Source organism: Hamadaea flava (assembly GCF_024172085.1).
Taxonomy (GTDB): Bacteria; Actinomycetota; Actinomycetes; order Mycobacteriales; family Micromonosporaceae; genus Hamadaea; species Hamadaea flava.
Genome location: NZ_JAMZDZ010000001.1, coordinates 3,773,823 through 3,790,820, shown reverse-complemented (window position 1 = coordinate 3,790,820; position 16,998 = coordinate 3,773,823). Strand labels below are relative to the sequence as shown.

The window sequence follows — 16,998 nt, the reverse complement described above, 5'->3', positions numbered from 1 at the left end:
TGCCGGCCTTCGGTGAGCCGATCCTCGTGATCTCCGGAGGCGTACGCACCTGATCTTGGAGGGGATAGGTGCGTGACGTTCCGGAGATCGCCCCCGACTGCGGGAGGGGGTCAGGCGGCGGGTTCGACCAGTTCGACCAGGACGCCGCCGGCATCCTTGGGGTGGACGAAGTTCACCCGGGAGTTCGACGTGCCCCGGCGAGGCTGGTCGTAGAGCAGTCGCACCCCGCGCGAGCGGAGGGCTGAGCAGGCGTCGTCGATCGATTCGACCGTATACGCCACCTGTTGCACGCCAGGTCCGTTTTTCGCCAAAAACTTACCGATTGTCGAGCCCGGCGACAGGGGTGCCAACAACTGCACGAAGCCGCCGGCGGGAGTCGGGCCGACGGACATCATCGCCTCGCGTACGCCCTGCTCTTCGTTCGTCTCGACGTGCGCGCACGTCATGCCGAATACCCGCGTGTAGAAGTCGATCGCCTCGTCCAGGTCGGCAACGGCCACGCCAACGTGGTCGATGCGCAGGAGGCCGATACCGTGTGACAAACCCGACTGCTCCGGATGCTCAGACATACGGTTAGTCTGACTGAACGATAGCTAAGCCGAGTCGGAGGGCCTCTCAATGAAGAGTTCGGTGATCGTCGCCGGTGCGCGTACGCCTATGGGACGGTTGCTCGGCAACCTCAAGTCGTTCTCGGCGACCCAGCTGGGCGGTGCGGCGATCAAGGCAGCGCTGGAGCGCGCCGGAGTCGCCCCGGACCAGGTGCAGTACGTGATCATGGGGCAGGTCCTCCAGGCCGGCGCGGGCCAGATCCCGGCTCGGCAGGCGGCCGTCGAGGCGGGCGTGCCGATGACCGTCCCCGCCCTGACCATCAACAAGGTGTGTCTGTCCGGACTGGACGCCATCGCCCTGGCCGACCAGCTCATCCGGGCCGGCGAGGTGGACATCGTGGTGGCCGGCGGGATGGAGTCGATGACCAACGCGCCGCACCTGCTGCTCGGCCAGCGGGCCGGGTACAAGTACGGCGACGTCGTGGTGAAGGACCACATGGCGCTCGACGGGCTGACCGACGCCTGGCAGGGCATCCCGATGGGCGAGGCCACCGAGTACGACGGCCGGAAGTGGGGCATCTCCCGCGAGGAGCAGGACGCCTTCTCCGCCGCGTCGCACCAGCGGGCCGCGGCGGCGCAGAAGAACGGCGTCTTCGCCGAGGAGATCGCGCCGTTGACCATCCCGCAGCGCAAGGGCGACCCGATCGTGCTGGCCGAGGACGAGGGCGTACGCCCCGACACGACGGTCGAGGTGCTGGCCAAGCTCAAGCCCTCGTTCACCAAGGACGGCTCGATCACGGCCGGGTCCAGCTCGCCGATCTCCGACGGCGCGGCCGCTGTCGTCGTGATGAGCAAGGAGAAGGCCGAGGAGCTGGGGTTGACCTGGCTCGCCGAGATCGGCGCGCACGGCAACGTCGCCGGGCCGGACAGCTCGCTGCACGCGCAGCCGTCGAACGCCATCAAGCACGCGCTGGGTAAGGCCGGGCTGACCGTCGCCGACCTGGACCTGATCGAGATCAACGAGGCGTTCGCCGCGGTCGGCATCGCCTCGACCCGGGAGCTGGGCGCTGACCCGTCGATCGTGAACGTCAACGGCGGGGCCATCGCCTTGGGCCACCCGATCGGCATGTCCGGCGCTCGCCTCGCCCTGACGCTGGCCCTGGAGCTGAAGCGGCGCGGCGGCGGGACCGGAGCGGCCGCGCTGTGCGGCGGCGGCGGCCAGGGCGACGCCCTGATCCTGACGGTCCCAGCGCAGACGGTCCCAGCCCAGCAGTGACTCAGGACGTAGGAAAGCTGGTCGACGCCGCGCGAGACGGAGATCCGCGCAGCGTCGCCCGGCTGATCAGCATGGTCGAACGCAACGCCGCCGAGCTGGCGGAGATCGCCGCGGTCTTCGGCGCGGACGCCCAGCGGGCGCATGTCGTCGGCTTGACCGGGTCGCCAGGCGTCGGCAAGTCCACGACCACGAACGAACTCGTGGCGGCGTACCGGCGGGACGGCAAGCGCGTCGGCGTCCTGGCGGTCGATCCGTCCAGCCCGTTCACCGGCGGCGCGATCCTCGGCGACCGCGTACGCATGCAGGACCACGCCACCGATCCCGGCGTCTACATCAGGTCGATGTCCAGCCGGGGCCACCTCGGCGGACTGTCGGCCGCGACGTCCGCGGCGGTACGCGTACTGGCCGGGGTGGGCTGCGACGTCGTCCTGGTCGAGACGGTCGGCGTGGGGCAGGCCGAGGTCGAGATCGCGAGCCTGGCCGACACCACGCTCGTGCTGCTCGCACCGGGGATGGGCGACGCGATCCAGGCCGTCAAGGCGGGCATCCTGGAGATCGCCGACGTCTTCGTGGTGAACAAGGCCGACCGGGACGGCGCGGACGCCACCGTACGCGACATCAACGGCATGATCGCGCTCGGCGAGCGGGGTCCGGGCCAGTGGCGGCCGCGCGTCGTCAAGGCGGTCGCCGCCCGGGGCGAGGGCATCGAGGACGTCCTCAAGGCCATCGAGGAGCACCGGGAGTACCTCGAGAAGTCCGGCGAGCTGCGTAAGCGCCGGGAAGAGCGGGCGGCGGCCGAGATCGAGGCGCTGGTCCTCGGCCGGATGCGGGCCCGGATCGGGTCGTTGCGCGGCGGCCACAGCCTCGCGGAGTTGGCCGCGAAGGTGGCGGAGGGGGTCGTCGATCCTTACCGCGCGGCCGAAGAGTTGCTGTCTGGTCTCGGCTGATCCGCCGGGCTTCTCCCGGTCGATCGCTCTGGTTAAGGTGTTCCGCGGTCGTCACAACGGCCGCGGAACTACCGAGGGGACGAGACCGTGACGGGTTGGACCGTGCTGCTGCGCGGCGTGAGGCACCGGACCGGGCGATCCCTGGTAGTGCTGTTGCTCGCCGCCGTCGCCGTGACCGCCGCCGTGCTGACCCCGGCGTACGCGCGGGCGGCGCAGCAATCGGTGCTCACCGACACCTTGCGCGAGGCTCCGGCGTACGCCAGCTCGGTGACGGTCAAGGTGAACGGCACCGGCGACACCGCGGCGTTCGAACCGGCCCTGGAGTCCAGCCAGAAGGCGGACGCCGCGATCAAGGCGCGGCCGCTGCTGCACGATCTGGTCGGCCGCCCGGTGACCACCGTGGAGACCGAGGCGATCCTCCCGTCCGGTGAGCTGAAGGCCCGCTACGTCTTCCGCAGCGACCTGTGCAAGCTCGTCAGCGTCACCGGGGACTGCCCGACCGACAACGACCAGGTCATCGTCAGCGACCGGACGGCCAAGGCGCACGGGCTCGATGCCGGTGACCGGATCACCCTGACGATCGGTGGCAAGACCCAGCAGCGCGAGATCGTCGGGGTCTACACGCCCCGTGACGCCAACGCCCCGGCCTGGGGAGCGCACGGCTACTTCCGGGAAGGCGCCTCGCCGGACGAGCAGGGCCGGACGCCGATCGACGCGGTCTTCGCGGGCAGCGAAGAGGACCTCAAGTACGTCGCGACCGCGCAGGTCGCCCTCGAACTGGTCTACCCGGTGCGGATCGACGACATCAAGCTCGACGACGCCGACGCGCTCGCCAAGGACCTCGAAGGCGCCTCCCTCGGTCTGCTGCAACAGGAGCTGACGCTGTCGTCGGCGCTGCCGGGCCTGCTGACCGACGCCCACGACGACGCCACCGCGATCGCCCAGACCATCCCGGTCGTCGCCGTTCCATTGCTGCTGCTCGTGGTCGGCGTACTGATGCTGCTGGTCGCGTCGCTGACCGAGGAGCGCGGCCCGGAGATCGCCCTGGCGAAGCTGCGCGGCTACCCGGCGGGCAAGGCCGCGCGGTTCGGTCTCGGCGAGGTGCTCTTCCTGATCGTCCTGGCCACCCCGGTCGGTCTCGTGGGTGGGCTGGCGGTCGCCGAGTTCGCCGCTCGGGCCGTGCTGGCTGCGGGCGTACACGTCGAGGTGCGCTGGGAACCGTTCGCCGCGGCCGTCGCCGCGCTGGTGGTGGCGTTCGTGGCGGCGTGGGTCGGCTCTCGGCGTACCGTGCGGTCGGGCGTGCTCAGCCTGCTCCGCCGGGTGCCGCACCGCACCGGTTGGCGAGCCGGCGTGGGCGAAGGCGTCATCGTCGCGCTCGCTGCCGCCGCCGTCGTGGCTGCCTGGCAGGACCGCACATCGTCGCTCGCGCTGCTGGCCGCGCCGCTGCTCGCGCTGGTCGCCGGGATCGGCGTCGCCCGGCTGCTGAGCCTGGGCGCCGGTGCGCGACTCGCGCTCGCGCGGCGTACCGGGAACGTGGCGAGCATGTTCGCCGCGGCGCAGCTCGCCCGGCGGCCCGGCCGCCACCGGGTGGTCGCGGTGGTCACGGTCGCCCTCGCGCTGCTCGGCTTCTCGGCCGCCGCCTGGGACGTCGCGGCTCAGGCCCGGCAAACCCAGGCCGAGCTCGAACTGGGCGCGGCCCGCGTCTACTCCGTCGGCTCCGTGGATCCTCAGCTTTTGATCTCAGCGGTACGCACAGCGGCGCCGGACGGGTCGGCCATGCCGGTGTTGCGGCGCAACGGCGAGCGGTACGCCGGCCAGCCGCTCGACATCGTGGCACTGCCCGCGGCGCAGCTGGCGAAGGTGGCGAGCTGGCCCGGCCACTCGACGGCCGACCTGACCAGGCTGGCCGGCGAGCTGCGTCCGCAGGCCGCACCACAGGCTCCGGTCACCGGGGAGCTGAGCGTCCGGGTGAACGTCACCCAGCTCGGCAAGGCCGGAGTGAAGCTGGCCGCGATGGTCGCCGTGGCTGGCGCCGAACCCAGGTACGTGACGCTGGGGACGCTCAAGTCCGGGTTGCGCACCTACTCGGCGGCGGTGCCAACCGGGCGGTTCGTCGGGCTGGCCCTGATCCGCCCGGCCGCCGACAGCAGCGCCATCACCGCCAAGCTGGAAGTCCTGGACGTCAAGGCGGGCGGTTCGCCGGTCGTCTCGTTCTCCGACGAGAAGACCTGGAGCGGGGCGCAGCGCGGCGGTGTCACCGGGGTAACCGTCACGACCGGGGACACGCTGAAGGTGGACGTCCAGGCGGAAGGCAACTCCGACCTCCTGGTGACCTATGTGGACACGCCGGCGGCGCTGCCGGTGGCGTTGTCGGGAGAAACGCCGGACGACAACCGGTCGGGCGACCAGTTCAGCTTCCTCGCGTACGCCGAGGAGCCGCAGCCCTTCACGGTGGTCGAACGCGCCGACGCGCTGCCGAGCGTGGGTGAGCGCGGTTTCCTGATGGACCTGGACTACGCGGTCTCCCGGGCGGAGGCGACGACCGGCATGCCCGACGCGAGCCGGTTCAGCGCTGAGATCTGGGCGAACGCGAGCGCGCCCGCCGACCTGCCGAAGCGGCTGGCCGCCGCTGGAGTGACGGTGTTGCAGACGCGGACCGTCGAGGCGACGGTGGACCAGTTGGGCCGCCGTGCACCGGCGCTCGCCTGGCGGCTCTACCTGCTCGCCGGCGTCGTCGCCGCCGCGCTCGCCCTCGGGCTGGTGCTGCTGGTGGCACGGCTGAACGCGACGGTCCGACGTCATGAGCTGGCGGCGTTGCGGGTCACCGGCGTCCCGGCCCGTGTCCTGCGCCGGGGCGTACGCCGTGAGCATCTGGCCCTGCTGGGCCTGCCCGTGGTGACCGGGTTCGCCGTCGGTTTGCTCAGCGCCTGGCTGATGCTGCCGGGCATGCCCCTGGTGACGGTCGGGCAGACCACCTCGGTGAGCTGGACTCCGCAGGTGGGCGCGTTGGTCTTCGCGGCCGCGGCGGGGCTGCTGTCCCTGCTGCTGGCCGTCTTCGTCGCGGTGCGGCTGGTCCGCCGGGCCGCTCCCGAGCTGCTGCGAGGTGATGTGTGATGGCCGCGATCGGGGTGTCCTGCCGCGGACTGGTCTCCATCTACCGGCTGGAGGGCTACGACGTCGTCGCCCTGGCCGGCGTCGACCTCGACATCGCGCCGGGCGAGTCGGTGGCGCTGCTCGGCCCGTCCGGTTCGGGCAAGTCCACCTTGCTGTCCGTGCTCGCCGGGCTCATGCGCCCGGCCGCCGGTCGGGCGTATGTGGGCGACGTCGACCTGGCCAAGGCGTCGGAGGCGGACCTGGCCCGGATGCGGGCAAGCGATGTCGGCGTGGCGCTGCAAGGCGCACGCCGCAACCTGTTGCCGTACTTGTCGGCTGAGCAGAACGTGCGGTTCGCCCAGCGCGCCGGGCGCAGCCCGGACGGGCTCAAGCCGACCGCCCCGCGCGAGATCCTGTCGCTGGTCGGCCTAGCCGTACGCGGCCGGATGCGGCTGAAGCCGGGCGCGTTGACGCCGGGCGAGCGGCAACGGCTGGCGTTGGCGGTCGCCCTGGCGAACCGGCCCGGACTGCTCCTCGCCGACGAGCCGACGAGCCAGCTCGACACGGGCGCCCGGGACGAGGTGCTGGCCGCCCTCGAAGCCGTACGCCGCTTCGGCACGACCGTCGTGGTGGTCACCCACGATCCCGACGTCGGCTCGCGGATGGCGCGTACCGTGACGATCCGCGACGGCCGGGTCGGCGGCGAGGGCCACTCCGGCGAGGAGTTCGCGGTGGTCGGCCGCGACGGTTCGGTGCATCTGCCGCCGGACGTGCTGGAGGCCCTGCCACCGGGCACGTACCTGCGGGTTGAGCTGCAACCGGACGGCAGCGCGCTGCTGGTGCCGGCGGTCTCTCCGGCGAACTCGTCGAACGGGGCAACCACTGTGCCGGTCTCGAGCGTTCCATCGCAGTGGAACGGGGCGACCCGGTCGGTGGGCTCGTCGGTTCCGATCGTCGGAGACGGGGTGCACCTCGGTCGTAGGCCCGGGGACTATTACGGAGAGGATCGCTGATGGGCTCGACGGTGCAGGTCGACCGGATCACGGTGGCGTACGGCAAGGATCGTCCGGCGCTGCGCGACGTGTCGGCGATGGCCGTGCCAGGGCGGGTGCTCGCGGTGACCGGTCCGTCCGGCGCCGGCAAGACCACGTTGCTCTGGGCGATGGCGGGGCTGGTGCGGCCGCAGCACGGCGCGGTGACCGTGGACGGCCGCCAGGTCGGCGACCGGGATCAGGCCGTCGCCGGGGGCGTCGTGCTGGTGCCGCAGGAGAACGGGCTAGCCGCGATCCTGACCGCGAGCGAGAACGTGCAGGTGGCGTTGATCGCCAACGGGACGGCTCCGGCCGAGGCGCGCCGCCGGACTGCGGAGGCGCTCGACCAGGTGGGCTTGACCAGTCAGGCCGACCAGTTGGTCGAGGAGCTGTCGGGTGGCCAGCAGCAGCGTACGGCGATCGCGCGGGGCCTGGCGTTGCGCGGGACCGTGCTGCTCGCCGACGAGGTGACGAGCGAGCTCGACGCGGCCAATCGGCAGAAGGTGCTCGATCTGTTGCAGGCCGAGGCCCGCCGGGGCGCGGCCGTCGTCTTCGCGACCCACGACCCGCAGGCCGCGGCGGCTTGTGATGCCGAAGTGCACCTGGTCGACGGCGTGGCCACGGTGGTTCGCTGAGGTTATGCTGCCCGCGTCTGACCGTTGAGCAGGACGTGACCAGGGGAGCACCAGGACATGAGCGAGAATATCGAGGCGCCGGCGCCGGTGGTGGCCACCGCGCCGGTCCAGCCGTCGTCCACTATGGATAACTTTCGGGCCGGCGCGAGCGACCTCGCCGAGCAGGCCGAGACCAAGTTCGCCGTGGCTGCCGACGCGGTCAGCGACGCCGCCGACCGGGCCGTCGACGCCACCCGCAACGCCTTCGACAACGCCGCCCGTCGGATCCGGAACAACGCCGAGCTGGCCGCCGACCGCGGCAAGACGCACATCCGCCACGAGGTCGTCGAGAAGATCGCCGGTATCGCCGCCCGCGAGGTGCCCGGGGTCTACGACCTCGGTGGCGACGTGGCGCGCATGTTCAGCGCGGTGAAGGAGCGGATCGGTCTCGGCGACGCCGACGCCGACCAGGGCGTCAAGGTGACCCTGGAAGGCCGGAACGCGCAGATCGACGTCACGATCGTCATCGAGTTCGGCTACGTGGTGCACTCGGTGACCGACACCGTCCGGGTCAAGGTCATCAACTCGGTGGAGAACCTGCTCGGCCTGGAGGTCACCGGAGTCGACGTCATCGTCGACGACGTGCACGTGGACGACGACGGCCCGGTGGGCAACGACGAAGCCCGCGCGGCCGACTACGTCGCCTGATTCTGCTGCGAAAGGGGGCGGTCCGACCGGACCGCCCCCTTTCGCCGACAGCCGTCAGAAGCGGGCCGGCTCCCGGTAGACCCCCCAGACGTCGCGGAGGGCGTCGCAGATCTCGCCGAGCGTCGCCTCGGCCCGGCAGGCGTCCAGCAGCACCGGAACCAGGTTGTCGGTGCTCTGGGCGGCAGTGGACAGGGCCGCGAGCGCGGTGTCGACCGCGGCCTGGTCCCGTGCGGCCCGCCGTTCCTGGAGCAGCTTGACCTGCTCGGTCTCCACCTCGTGGGAGACCCGCAGGATCTCCAGCGGCTTGGCGAGGGTGTCGGTGTTCCGGGTGACGCCGACGATGTGCTTGACGTCGCCCTCCAGCGCGCGCTGATAGGCGTACGCCGAATCGGCGATGGCCGAGGTGAACCAGCCGTTCTCGATGCCGCGCAGGATGCCTGCGGTGAACGTGCCGTCCGTTCCGAGCGCCTTGATCCGGGTGAAGATCTCCTCCGCCTCGGCCTCGATCTTGTCGGTCAACGCCTCGACGTACCACGAACCGCCGAGCGGGTCGGCCACGTTCACGACGCCGGTCTCGTGCATGATCACCTGCTGCGTCCGCAGGGCGATCTCGGCGGACTCGTCGGTCGGCAACGCCAAGGTCTCGTCCAGGGCGTTGGTGTGCAAGGAGTTCGTCCCACCGAGGACGGCGGACAACGCTTCCAGCGCTGTGCGTACCACATTGTTGACCGGCTGTTGCGCGGCGAGCGAGACGCCCGCGGTCTGGGTATGGAAGCGGAGCCATTGCGCTTTCTCGCTGGTGGCGCCGTAGACGTCGCGGAGGTAGCGGGCCCAGATCCGGCGCGCGGCCCGGAACTTGGCGATCTCCTCGAAGAAGTCGACGTGGGCGTCGAAGAAGAAGCTGAGGCCGGGCGCGAACGTGTTGACGTCGAGGCCGCGGTCCAAGCCCAGCTCGACGTAGCCGAAGCCGTCGGCGAGGGTGTACGCCAGCTCCTGCGCGGCCGTGGCCCCGGCCTCGCGGATGTGGTAGCCCGAGACCGACAGCGGCTTGTAGCGGGGGATGCGCTGCGCGCAGTACTCCATGAGATCGCCGATGAGCCGGAGGTGCGGTTCGGGGGCGAACAGCCACTCCTTCTGGGCGATGTACTCCTTGAAGATGTCGGTCTGCAGCGTGCCGTCGAGGACCGAGGTGTCGGCGATGCCCTGCCGCTCGGCCGCGACCAGGTACATGCAGAAGATCGGGACAGCCGGTCCGCTGATGGTCATCGAGGTGGTGACCGCCGCCAGGTCGATGCCCGAGAAGAGCACCTCCATGTCGGCGACCGAGTCGATCGCGACGCCGCAGTGGCCGACCTCGCCCAGCGAGCGGGAGTCGTCGGAGTCGCGGCCCATCAGGGTCGGCATGTCGAACGCGACCGAGAGGCCGCCGCCGCCCGCGTTGAGGATCTGGTGGTAGCGCGCGTTGGTCTGCGCCGCGTTGCCGAACCCGGCGAACTGGCGGATGGTCCAGGTCCGCCCGCGGTACCCGGTGGGGTAGAGGCCGCGGGTGAACGGGTACTCGCCGGGCCAGCCGATGCGCTCGAAACCGGGCACGGTGGCGCCCGCCGGCGGGCCGTAGACCGGCTCGACCTCGGTCCCCGAGAGGGTCGTGAAGTCGGCGTGCCGGGTCTTGGCGGCGTCGTACCGGGCCTGCCAGCGGTCGCGGCCCGCCCGGATCTCGTCTGCGTCCATGGCCCGATGGTATGCGACATTCCTGAACGATCGCTAAGTCGTCCCGAACTGGCCGGTAACCCGCCTTGATCGGTGTTGTTCAGGGTGCGGATCATGGATCTGCCGGCGATCGTGGGACGGTTTCACCTGCGTATCCATGATCCGCAGGTAACGGGGCCACCCAACGTGGATCACGAAAAGGTAACGATCACCTCGCGCTGACAAAGGATCGGCGCGGCAAGGCTGTCCTTCCCGCGTGATCCGACTCCTCTGGGACGCGGTGTGGGGCCGCCGCGCGCAGGCGCTCACCGTTGGCGTCCTGACCGCGTTGGCCGTGGGGACAGCCGCGGCCGCGCCGTGGTACGTCTTCGCCTCCGCTGAGCAGCTCGCCGCGCGCATCGTCGCGGGAGCCTCGACCGAACAGCGCATGGTGCACCTCAGCGGGAGCCCGCGTAGCTCCGACCTGCCGAACGGGCGGGTGCCGGTGGACAAGGTGATGAAGGTCGTCGAGAAGGCGACCGGCACCGATCACACGGCGCCCATCACCGGCCTGCGGCTGACCGGGCCGATCCTGCGGTCGGGCGCGGGAGCCAAGGGCGCGCTCGTCACGCGACAGGGCGCCTGCGAGCACGCCGTCGTCGAGGGCGCCTGCCCGACCGAGGCGGGCCAGATCCTCATCAGCGACGGCGTCGCCCGTTCGCTGGGCCTGGCCGTCGGCGACAAGTTCGCCATGAAGATCGACGACTCCAGCGAGGTCGCCGAGCTGACCGTCGTCGGCCTCTACCGGCCCGTCCGCGCCGACGACCGCTACTGGTCCGGCGTCTGGGACCACGACTCCCGGACCATCGACCCGTTCCTGGTCGCGCCGGCGACCTTCGACCACCTGCCGACCGCCCGGCCGACGACCACCGTCGACATCGAACTGGGGCTGGGGGCGTACACCCCGGGGCTGGGCGGTCGCCTGGGCGCGCTGGACGCCGGCGAGTCGAGCTGGACGCTTTCGTGGATCTCCTCGGCCGGTGAGGTGCCGGCCGTCATCAACACGGTGCAGAACGAGATGAGCGCGGGCATCGTCGCCGCCACCGGCCGATTCGTGCTGCTGGCCTGGTTCGCCCTGCTCGTCGTGGTACGCCAGACAGTCGCCGCCCGGCGTACCGACCTCGCTTTGGTGAAGCTCCGGGGCGTACGCCGCTGGCGGGTGTGGACCGCGACGATGGGGCAGACCGTCGGCGTGATGCTCGGCGGGGCGGTGCTGGGCGCGGCCGCCGGGTACGCCTGGGTGCGGGCCGTCATCGGGCCGGTCGTCTGGCCGGACGACCTCGACCTGGCGCTCACCCAGAGCGCCGAGCTGTTCGGCGGGGTGCTGCTGGCCGCTCTCGCGTTGGCCTGGCTCTCCGAACTCCGGTCACTGCGGTCGCCGGTCGTCGAGTTGCTGCGCAACGTGCCGCCGCGCGTACGCGGCCGGGCGGTCGACGCGGCCGAACTCGTCATCGTCACGTTGTTCGCGGTCGGCGTCTGGCAGCTCACCACGGTCGAGTCGCTGCGGAGCGGGTCGGTCACCGCGACCATGGTCCCCGCGCTGCTGGCGATCGCGGTCGGTCTGGTGGCCGCCCGGTTCGTCCTGTGGCTTTCCGGCCGGGCCGGTTCGGCCGCGATGCGTTCGGGTCGGCTGACCGTTGCGGTCGCCGGGCTGTCCGCGCGGCGGCGGCCGACCCTGCGCTGGGTGGTCACCCTGCTCGTGGTCGCGGTCGCCGGGCTCACCACCGCGATGGGCGACATGGTCCGGGGTGAGCAGGCCGTCACCGCCCGAGCCGAACAGGAGCTCGGCGCGGACCGGGTGCTGCGCGTCGACGGGGTCAGCCGGAAGAACCTGCTCGACGCCGTACGCGAGATCGATCCGGCCGGCACCCGCGGGATGGCCGTCAGCTACTTCCCCGGCACGGTCGGCTTCTCGCCGCAACTGCTGGCGGTGGACACCGCCCGGCTGGCCGAGGTCGCCGACTGGCGGCCGGAGTACGGCGCGCTGCCGCGTACACCGTCCGCTGTGGACGATGCGGTTCAGGTCGCCGACGGCGCCCTCCAGCTCACCGCGTCCTTCGACCGCAAGGTGTACGCCCTCGGCGACCGGACGCAGTCGGTGAAGTCGGAGAACCCGGACTTCCCGCCGGCCGATCTGCCGGTCCCGCCGCCGACCGAGATCACCGGGGACGTCTATGCCCAGGCGGCGCTGGTCTCCGCCACCGGCGGCCGGGTCGTCGCGCGGTTCGGCCCGTTGCAGGAGGGGCGGCACGACTATCGGGTCGACGTCAGTGAGTGCGCCGGTGGCTGCCGCCTGATGTGGCTCGGCCTGTCCGCTGCCCGGGAAGGTTCCCCTCAGGCGGCCGTCCTCTGGGGTACGCGAGTCAGCCTCCACGGGGTCCGGCAGGACGGTCGTGAGCTGCTGGACGCGGCGAAGCTGGGCGACCGGCAGCACTGGACGGGCAGCTCCAACACCCGCGTGCTCGGCCCGATCCTGGACGGGTCGGCCGAGGGCCTGACGCTGACCGCGCCGCCCGGCTGCGACGACCCCAACCACCTCCGCGGCACCTGCGAGATGCGGGCGTACCCGGCTCAGCCGACGCTCGCCGCGTTGACCACCGGACTCGTCGGCCGCAACGGGCGCAACAACCGGGCCCAGCTGGAACTGTCCGGGACCGATCCGGCGGACGTCGACATCGTCGGCTCGACGGCGAAACTGCCGCGCTTCCCGGAGGACGGCGCGATCGTCGACCTGGCCGACTTCGACCGGGTCGTCGGGGTGTCCGTCGCCAACGAGCAGCTCGAGGTCTGGCTGGCCGACGCCGGGGACGACGCCTTCGTCGCCGCGCTGAAGCAGCGCGGCGTGAACGTCCAGAGCGGCTCGACGGTGGACGCCGAACGGGGCGCGCTGAACCGGCAGGGGCCGGCCGGCGTACGCCGCTTCCAGCTCGGCGTCTTCGGGCTCGGCGTGCTGATCTCGGCCGTCGCCTTGCTGCTGCTGGCCAGTGTCGAACGGCGTACGCGGTCGGCCGAGCTCGCCGCGTTGCGCCGCCAGGGGTTGAACGCCCGGCTGGTGCGGCGGATCAGCCTGCTCGGGTACGCGGTCCCCACCGCGGTCGCCGTCCTGGCCGGGCTGGCCGCCGCCGCCGCGACGGCGTGGCTGCCGGTGCCGAAACCGGAAGTGTTCTCCGACGGGTGGAAGGTGCTCGCCCCGCCGGACGGCTTGTCCACCATCCCGTTCGCCCTCACCGCGTTGGCCGCCGCCGCCCTGCTGGCCGCCGTCCTCGTGTACGCGGCTCGCCGCCTGGCCCGCCAGGCCCTGATCGATGGAGGCGCCCGGTGATCGCGCTGCTGATGCTGGCTCTGCGGGAACGCCGCCGCGCGTACGCCGCGATAGCGCTGCTGTGTCTGGCGATCGGCGTGCTCGCCGCGCTGGGGGCGGCGTACCCCCGGTCGGTGGCCGACAGCATCGCCGAGGACGAGATCCGGGCGGCGCCCGCGAGTGAGCGGCTGTTCTCGCTGGCCGGCGGGAACGACGCGGCGTCGACGGTGCAGGCGGTGACCGAGTCGACCCGGCGGCTGCCCGACTACACAGCGGTCTACGCCGCCAGCGTCTCGGTCATGGGCTTCGGCCCCGAGCGCAGTGCGCTGGTCTACCGCGAGAACGCCTGCGCCCACGTACGCCTCCTGTCCGGCCGGTGTCCGCTGGGGGCCGGCGAGGTCATCGTGCCCGCCGGTCCGGTGCAGCAGATCCGCAAGATCGACGTGGGTAGCCGGCTGCTCCTGGTCGAGGCGATCAAGCCGGATCCGAAGAAGCCGTGGGAGGCGTCCAACCGGGGCAAGGCTCCCGTCGACGTCGTCGGCGTCTACCAGCAGATCGACCCAGGCGAGGACTACTGGGGCGTACGGACGGCCGAGGACGCCGCCGGAGTGTCGGTGGTGCTCACCCGGCCGGAGACGCTGAACTCGGTGCCGCACAACCTCGAAGTCCTCACGGTGACGGCGATCCCGAACCGGAGCCTGTTGATGAGCGGCGACTACGGCGCCATCCTCCGGTCCAAACTGGACCCCAACATCATCAAGAGCAGCCCGGACGTGCAGCGGATGATGGACCGGATCGCCGCCAAGCGGAAGTTCGTCGAGACGATGACGCCCGCCGTCGTGTTGCCCGTGCTGGTCCTCGGCTGCTGGGGCCTGTTCCTGCTGATCTCCGGCCGCCTCCAGCGGGACCGGCCCGAGGTCGGCATCCAAGGACTGCGGGGGCTGCCGTTGGCGTACCGGTGGCTGCTGGCCTCGGGGGCGACCGGACTGCTGGCGATCGTCGCGACGCCGCTCGGCGCGCTGCTCGTGACTCTGCTGACCCCCGGCGCGGACGGCTCCTCGATGACCGCCGGATTCCAGGTGCTCGGGGTGGAACTGCTGGTCATCGGGGTGACCGCGCTCGGCGTACTGCGGCTGCGGCCGCTGGACCTGCTCCGGCGGGTGCTGCCGACCAGCGGCAAGGTTCCGCTGACCGAGATCGCGGTGCTGACCGTGGCCGGGGCGAGCTTCGCGCAGATGCAGTCGGGCGACCGCACCGGGCTCGGCATCTTCACCGCGAGCCTGCTCGCCGTGGCGGTCGCCGTCGTCGCCGCGCGACTGCTGCCCACGCTGTTGCGCCCGGCCGCCCGGCGGGTGATCCAGCGTGGCCGGCTCGCGCGAGGCGTCGCCCTCGCCCTGCTGACCCGGCGGCCCAGCGGCCGGCACCTGCTCGCGCTCACCTCGGCCGCCGCCGCCCTCTTCACGCTGGTCGTGGGGGCGATGGACGTGTCGAGCACGGCCCGGCACACCCAGATCGACCTGACGGTCGGCGCGGATCGGGTGCTTCAGATCGAGAGCAGCCCGGCCCAGGCATTGACGGCGGTACGCCAGGTCGACCCCGACGGCCGCTTCGCGACCGTCGCCGGCCGGCTGAGCGTCTCCGGAGCCTCCGTGCTGGCCGTCGACCTGAGCCGGGCCTCGGTGATGCGCTGGTCGCAGGCGCCCGAGCTGGCGACGTCGCTTCGGCCCGGCGGACCCGCCCCGATCGAGGTCGGCGCAGGGAAGCTGGAGGTCACCGTCGACTCTGCCGTGACCCCGGTGGACAACGGACCGCTGCCACCTGGGACGTACGTGCCGGCGTCGCGGCTGTTCGCCGTCGTCGAGCTGCCGGGTGGCGAATTCCAGGAGCTGGACCTCGACAAGGGCGTCCGTGCCGGGGCGCAGGTGTACGCCGTCTCGCTGCCACCGTCGTGCGCCGAGGGCTGCCGGATGGCCGGGTTGAGCCTGGTGACCTTCGGGGCCGAACGCGGCAACCTCGCCATCCGGCAGATCGCCGTCGACGGCAAGCCCGTCTCGGACGGGAGCGGCTGGCACACGCCCGGCACCGACGCCGGTCAGTGGTCGGTCGACCCGGCGATGTCGATGGGGCAGCCCTCGTACCTCCTGCCGCCGGACGTCGCGCCGCGCCTGCCCATGGCGTACACCCGGGATCTGGGCGACGGCGGACCGACCGCGGCCGCCTTCAGCCTGCGCGGCAGCCAGCGTGCACCGCTCGCGGCGACCGTGGCGACCGACATCGTGCCCCGCGTCGGGCACAAGGCGATGCTGGTCGACATGCCCGCCCTGCTCCGGGCGACGCTCGGCTCCAGTACGCCGGGCGACATCGAGGTCTGGCTGACGGCCGACGCCCCCGCCGACGTCGAGCAGAAGCTGACCGACGCGGGCCTGTCGATCGTGGGTTCGGAGAGCCGGGCCGACGCCGTCGAGCGGGCCGACCGGACACCGTCCGCCCTGACCCTGCGGATGCAGCTCTGGGCGGCTGCCGCCGGGGTGCTGCTGCTCCTCGGCGTACTGCTGGTGGTGTCGTCCGGCGATCGGCGGACCACCGAACTGGCCGGGTTGCGCCAGGCCGGCGTACGCGCGACGACGCTGCGCCGCGCGAAACGGGCCACGTACGTCATGATCAGCGTGCTGGGTGTGCTGATCGGCGTCGTGGCCGCCGCCGTCGCCTGGGCCGCCGCCCGGACGGTGCTGCCCATCGTGGACGGCAATCCTTGGCTGCCGCCGCCGTCGTGGCCCGGCCCCGTGCCGTTGGTCGCGGCCGTGGTGGGGATCGCGGTCTTGCTGATCGCGGGGACACACCTGATATTCGTGGGAGATCGGAGAGAGGGAGGAGCCTGGAGTGAGTGAGCACGTTGGTCTAGCCGTCGCCTGCCGGCGAGTCGTGCAGATCTACCGGGGCGAGGGCGGTGACGTTGTCGCTCTCTCCGGCGTGGACCTGACCATCTCGCCGGGTGAGATGGTGGCCCTCGTCGGTCCCTCGGGCTCCGGCAAGTCGACCCTGATCGCGCTGCTCGGCGGACTGTTGCGGCCGTCGGCCGGCCGGGTCACCGTCGGGACCTACGACATGGGACGGCTGACCGACCGGGAGATCTCCCGGTTGCGCGGTACGCGTGTCGGCATCGTTCTGCAGGGGGCGGCCCGCAACCTGCTGCCGTACGCCTCGCTCTACCGCAACGTGTGGCTGGCGCAACGGCGCGCCGCCGCGACGTCCGGCATCGCCTTGGAGGACCCCGAGCGCGTGCTGGACCTGGTCGGGCTGCCCGGCCAGGGCAAGACGCGGCTGCACGAGCTGGCGCCCGGCGCCCGGCAGCGAGCGGCGCTCGCGGTCGGCATCGCCGCGTCCCCCGGCCTGCTGCTGGTCGACGAGCCGACGAGCCAGCTGGACACGGCCGGTCGCGACGAGGTGATCTCCGCCCTGGAGACCATCAACGCCGAGCGGGGGACCACCGTGGTGGTCGTCACACACGACGCCGAGGTCGGCACACGGCTGGGCCGGGTGGTCACCATCCGGGACGGCCGAGTGGGCGCCGAGGGCCGCAACGGTCAGGACTTCGCCGTGGTGGCGGGGGACGGCACCGTCCAGCTCCCGCCGGAGGTACTGGAGGAGTTCCCGCCCGGCACGCTGTTCACGATCGACCACGCGGAGGACGGCAGCGTGACGCTCGTCGTCGGGTCGTCGTGAGCCTGCCT

Annotated in this window: 11 protein-coding genes; 9 read left to right on the top strand and 2 right to left on the bottom strand. The window is 71.9% G+C overall.

The window, feature by feature from the left end:
• Positions 1–110: 110 nt before the first annotated feature.
• Positions 111–569: a methylmalonyl-CoA epimerase gene (gene mce, locus HDA40_RS17755; RefSeq protein WP_253757252.1), complete on the bottom strand. Its 459-nt coding sequence runs from the start codon at positions 567–569 to the stop codon at positions 111–113.
• A 49-nt stretch (positions 570–618) separates the two neighbouring features.
• Between mce and HDA40_RS17750 the strand changes: the two genes are divergently transcribed.
• The 6 genes from HDA40_RS17750 (at position 619) to HDA40_RS17725 (ending at position 8,217) form a co-directional block, all read left to right on the top strand.
• Entirely contained in the window at positions 619–1,824 is a 1,206-nt protein-coding gene (locus tag HDA40_RS17750; protein WP_253757250.1) for an acetyl-CoA C-acetyltransferase, read from the top strand.
• The gene (gene meaB, locus HDA40_RS17745) at positions 1,821–2,771 is read left to right on the top strand and encodes a methylmalonyl Co-A mutase-associated GTPase MeaB (RefSeq protein ID WP_253757248.1); all 951 of its coding nucleotides are present in this window, start codon (positions 1,821–1,823) and stop codon (positions 2,769–2,771) included. The genes HDA40_RS17750 and meaB overlap by 4 nt, the downstream gene beginning before the upstream one ends.
• Positions 2,772–2,858: 87 nt before the next feature.
• Entirely contained in the window at positions 2,859–5,885 is a 3,027-nt protein-coding gene (locus tag HDA40_RS17740) for an FtsX-like permease family protein (RefSeq protein WP_253757246.1), read from the top strand.
• A complete protein-coding gene (locus HDA40_RS17735; RefSeq protein WP_308197720.1) occupies positions 5,885–6,877 on the top strand; it encodes an ABC transporter ATP-binding protein in 993 nt (330 codons plus the stop codon). Before HDA40_RS17740 ends, HDA40_RS17735 begins: the two co-directional genes overlap by 1 nt.
• Positions 6,877–7,530 (top strand): ABC transporter ATP-binding protein, encoded by a 654-nt coding sequence (locus HDA40_RS17730; protein ID WP_253757244.1) that lies wholly within the window; start codon positions 6,877–6,879, stop codon positions 7,528–7,530. Before HDA40_RS17735 ends, HDA40_RS17730 begins: the two co-directional genes overlap by 1 nt.
• A 57-nt stretch (positions 7,531–7,587) precedes the next feature.
• Positions 7,588–8,217 (top strand): Asp23/Gls24 family envelope stress response protein, encoded by a 630-nt coding sequence (locus HDA40_RS17725; RefSeq protein ID WP_253757242.1) that lies wholly within the window; start codon positions 7,588–7,590, stop codon positions 8,215–8,217.
• Between the two features lie 54 nt (positions 8,218–8,271).
• Here HDA40_RS17725 and icmA read toward each other — a convergent pair whose 3' ends face one another.
• Positions 8,272–9,948 (bottom strand): coenzyme B12-dependent isobutyryl-CoA mutase large subunit, encoded by a 1,677-nt coding sequence (gene icmA / locus HDA40_RS17720; protein ID WP_253757240.1) that lies wholly within the window; start codon positions 9,946–9,948, stop codon positions 8,272–8,274.
• Between the two features lie 235 nt (positions 9,949–10,183).
• Between icmA and HDA40_RS17715 the strand changes: the two genes are divergently transcribed.
• The 3 genes from HDA40_RS17715 to HDA40_RS17705 are packed head-to-tail and all read left to right on the top strand — an operon-like array spanning position 10,184 to position 16,990.
• The gene (locus HDA40_RS17715) at positions 10,184–13,288 is read left to right on the top strand and encodes an FtsX-like permease family protein (protein ID WP_253757238.1); all 3,105 of its coding nucleotides are present in this window, start codon (positions 10,184–10,186) and stop codon (positions 13,286–13,288) included.
• Positions 13,285–16,155 carry a hypothetical protein gene (locus HDA40_RS17710; protein WP_253757236.1) on the top strand — a complete coding sequence of 957 codons (2,871 nt, stop codon included), beginning with the start codon at positions 13,285–13,287 and terminating at the stop codon, positions 16,153–16,155. The genes HDA40_RS17715 and HDA40_RS17710 overlap by 4 nt, the downstream gene beginning before the upstream one ends.
• Positions 16,148–16,990 carry an ABC transporter ATP-binding protein gene (locus HDA40_RS17705; protein WP_253757234.1) on the top strand — a complete coding sequence of 281 codons (843 nt, stop codon included), beginning with the start codon at positions 16,148–16,150 and terminating at the stop codon, positions 16,988–16,990. Before HDA40_RS17710 ends, HDA40_RS17705 begins: the two co-directional genes overlap by 8 nt.
• Positions 16,991–16,998 lie beyond the last annotated feature (8 nt).